Source organism: Asticcacaulis biprosthecium C19, from assembly GCF_000204015.1.
In the GTDB taxonomy this organism is placed as follows: Bacteria; Pseudomonadota; Alphaproteobacteria; order Caulobacterales; family Caulobacteraceae; genus Asticcacaulis; species Asticcacaulis biprosthecius.
The window spans coordinates 463,705-467,517 of the sequence record NZ_GL883078.1; the positions used below are offsets into that span (position 1 = coordinate 463,705).

Annotated in this window: 3 protein-coding genes; all 3 read left to right on the forward strand. The window is 61.4% G+C overall.

Features of this window, described 5'->3' with window-relative positions:
• A partial coding sequence (locus tag ABI_RS12570; protein ID WP_211211164.1) for a glycoside hydrolase family 43 protein occupies positions 1 to 1,595 on the forward strand: 1,595 nt, incomplete at its 5' end.
• The gene (locus tag ABI_RS12575; RefSeq protein ID WP_006273382.1) at positions 1,592 to 3,145 is read left to right on the forward strand and encodes an MGH1-like glycoside hydrolase domain-containing protein; all 1,554 of its coding nucleotides are present in this window, start codon (positions 1,592 to 1,594) and stop codon (positions 3,143 to 3,145) included. The genes ABI_RS12570 and ABI_RS12575, both read left to right, overlap by 4 nt.
• Before the next feature lie 92 nt (positions 3,146 to 3,237).
• Positions 3,238 to 3,801: a hypothetical protein gene (locus ABI_RS12580; protein WP_157138885.1), complete on the forward strand. Its 564-nt coding sequence runs from the start codon at positions 3,238 to 3,240 to the stop codon at positions 3,799 to 3,801.
• The last annotated feature ends 12 nt before the right edge of the window (positions 3,802 to 3,813 follow it).

Here is a 3,813-nt window from a genome sequence, read left to right on the forward strand (position 1 = left end):
AGGACGTGGTTGAGCGGAAAATCCCTACAGCCCTGGCAATAGCAGCGCTTCTCACTCTGACCGGGTGCGCGTCGTTGCCGCAGGCGCAGTCGCACACCTATACCAATCCGATTCTGTATGCCGACTATTCCGATCCGGATGTCATCCGGGTCGGCGACAGCTACTACCTGGTCGCGTCCAGTTTCCACTGGTCGCCTGGGATACCCGTGCTGAAGTCCGAAGACCTGGTGCACTGGAAGATTATCGGTCATGTCCTGCCAAGTCTGCCGTTCGGGCCGCTATACGACATGCCCGGGCCGTTCGAACTGGACGACACCAAGTCCAAGCCGGTGACCGGCACCAAGTATGCCTCCGGAGTATGGGCGCCGTCGATCCGGCATCATGAAGGCAGGTTCTACGTCTATTGGGCGACGCCGGACGAAGGTGTCTTCATGGCCACCGCCACTGATCCGGCCGGGCCATGGAGCCCGGCCGTGCATGTTATTGCGCAAAAAGGGTTCGAAGACCCCTGCCCCCATTGGGATGAGGACGGGCAGGCCTGGCTGGTCCACGGCAAGGTCGGCGCCGGGCCTTTGGTGCTGCACAGGATGAGCTGGGACGGTACAAAGGTGCTGGACGAGGGCATGGTGATTGCCGAGGACAAGGTGCGCCTGCCGATTCTCGAAGGGCCGAAGTTCTACGAACGCAACGGCTGGTACTATATCTTCGCGCCGATCGGCGGGGTCGGAACAGGCCCTCAGGCGGTCGGCCGCGCCCGCGCCATCGAAGGCCCGTATGAATGGAAAGACGTGCTGGTCCCCGGCAACGGACTGCTGGGGCCGCATCAGGGCGGCTATGTCGAAACGCCGTCAGGCCAGGGCTGGTTCATCCATTTCAATTCGACGGGCGCGTTCGGGCGGATCGATCATCTGCAGCCGGTGCAATGGGTCGATGACTGGCCGATCATGGGCGACAACACCCTGCCCGTCTTGCAACATTCGGCGCCGGACACAGGTAATTGGCGTCCGCAGGACCGGCTCCAGGAGTCCGATGAGTTTTCGAGCCCGGTGCTGGGCTTGCAATGGTCGTTCAACCACAATCCGGACAATGCCAGATGGTCGCTGAGTGAGCGGCCGGGCTTCCTGCGCCTGAAAGCCGGGCCGGCGCAGCATCTGACGACGTCGCGCAATACGCTGACCCAGATCCTGCAGGGTCCGCATATGCAGGCGACGACGCGGATCGATATCTCCGGCATGGTTGACGGTCAGCGCGCCGGCCTGACCCTGTTTGGCGTCAAACCGGTGTGGATCGGCGCGGTGAAAGAAGGCGGCGTGACTCGCGTGACCTACGCTTCCGCCGGGATAGAGACGCCGGGTCCGGTCGTTACGGGCAAGACCATCGACCTGAAGGCCTATGTGACGCCGGATCAGATGGTGCGGTTCGAATATGATGCCGGCGGCGGCTTTACGGCCTTGGGTGAGCCCGTGGCACTGGCCAGGTTCTCATGGTGGAAGGGTTCGCGGCCTGGGGTCTTCACTTTCGTCAAGGGCGATACCGCGCCTGACAACCATGTCGATGTCGACTGGTTCCGCGTAACGCATGAGGTGATGCCATGAACCGCCGCACCTTCCTGGCCACCTCGGCCGCCGCCGCCTCTGTCGGGCCGGCTTTTGCGCAAGAGACGGCTCCGCAATATACGACCGGCGATGCCAAATGGCAGGCGGGCTATGACAAGGCCCTGGCGGTGCTGAACAAGAATGTGCAGGTGGTGCCGCGTTATTCCAAACCCGTGCTGATCGAAGGCGCCGACTATGCCGGGATCTGGATGGAGTGCGGTCCTCACGAAGCCCTGGTCTATCGCAAATTCCGTCCCGATGTGGCGCGCAATTCGCACGAGGTTTTCTTTGAGCTGCAGCGGATGGATGGCCAGATTCCGTGCAACAACAAGGTGACCGAGACTGGTTTTGGCCAGATCCAGATGGTGGTGCCGATCGCGGCAACCGCGTGGGAACTGGCGCGGGCAACCGGGGATGAGGCGCTGCTGGCGCAGGCCTACAGCGCCTGTTCGGCCTGGGATGCCTGGTTGCTGCGGTACCGCAATACGCGCGGCACGGGGCTGACCGAGGGCTTCTGCACCTACGATACGGGCCATGACAACAGTCCGCGCTGGGAAGGCATCCCGCCGCAATGTCCCAACAAGGACGCCAAGGCGTTTGTGCCCGGACTGGGCGTGCCGCGGCTGTCGCCAGACCTGTCGGCGACGACCTATGGCGCCCGGCTGGCCTTGGCGGAGATGGCACGGGCCTTGGGAAAGACGAGTGACGCCGACCGCTGGACGCAGAGCGCGGTGTCTATCCGGCAGAAGATATTGGATCAGCTTTATGTCGCTGAGGATGCGGCGTTTTACGACCTGGACGCCAACGGAAAGTTTGTGCGGGTGCGCGGCGATATCCTGACGCGGGTGTGCGGGGAGCGGATTCCGGATCAGGCTCTGTTCGATACCTTGTGGGAGCGGCAGATCCATAATCCGAAGGCCTTCTGGGCGCCCTACCCCTTGCCGTCGATCGCTTTGGATGATCCGACCTTTGTGCGGCCTATCCCAAAGAACAGTTGGGGCGGGCCGTCCCAGGCCCTCACCGCCTTGCGGGCGCCACGGTGGATGGACCACTACGGCCGTTCGGCCGAGTTCAGCGGCATGATGACCAAATGGTGTGAGGCCATCATCGCTGACATGACCTTTCGTCAGCAGATCGATCCGGTGGATGGTACCTTCACCAAACAGGGGGATGAACCGGACTATTCGCCCTGCGCCCTGGTGTTGGTGGACTATAGCTGGCGGTTGGCCGGGTTGGTCGAAGAGGCGGATGTTCTGGAATGGAATGTCCGGCCAGGGCATCCGGCATCTGTGGGTGCGCGGTTCCGCTTGCCGCTGGACGGCGGCGGGTCGGCGGAGATGATCTATGATGACAAGGGGGCGGAACTTCGGTTGTCGGGCAAGCGGCTGGGTCGGGTGGAAGGTACGGTGCGTTTGGTGACGCGGAAGACCGGTGAGTTGGTGTCGCTGAGGGGGATTTCCGAAGGCGTGCAGAAGGTGGCGTTGCAGATCGCCGACAAGCCGTTTCGGAAGGTCAAGGTTCCGGCCAATCAGGTGATATCGCCTATCTGATCGCGTGTTGTCATCGACGGCAAGATACCCCTCCACCCCTTCGGGGTCCGCCTCCCCACTTCGTAGGGAGGAGGGAGCTTGGAAATCCTTATGTGATAGCTCTGCCGAGCAGCGAGAGGGAATTCTGGCGGCATATTTTAACCGAAATGGCTTATGATGTTGACGGTACTCGAAAGGGGGCAAGTTTGGGTCGCCACAAATCCATATTTCACCGCACCTTGCATCGGCATGTCAGAGAGATCCGAGCGAGAGAACAGCTGCGGATTCCCCGTTACTGGACGTGGTGGCATCTTCTTGCAATCCCCTTCACTTGGGCGATGTTTCCGCTAAGTGTTTTTGCCTATTTCCAGATTTTCTGGGCTATGCATGTCCTGATCTACCTACACGACAGCGGTCGGCTTGTGGATTTTCTCGGCGGCTCGCTAACCCTCCCACAGTTCCTGACCTTGGTTTTCCCGGTGTTCGGCGCCATTCCCGTGGCGCTGATGGCCGGTAACACCTTGCTCTGGATCATTCCGTGGGCAAGGCAGGCGCAAGCGGAAAAAAAAGGGCCCTGTTTTGCGCAAAGACACGCTGAACTGATGAAAATCGCCAGGATTCTTGTTCCGCTTACCCTGGCCGTGGGCACGATCGGCGCGCTGTTTCCGCTCGCCTGACTTACACGGCAA

Coding starts and splice junctions, on each gene's coding strand:
- ABI_RS12575 (WP_006273382.1), top strand. CDS start 1,592: ATGAACCGCCGCACCTTCCTGGCCACCTCGGCCGCCGCCGCCTCTGTC.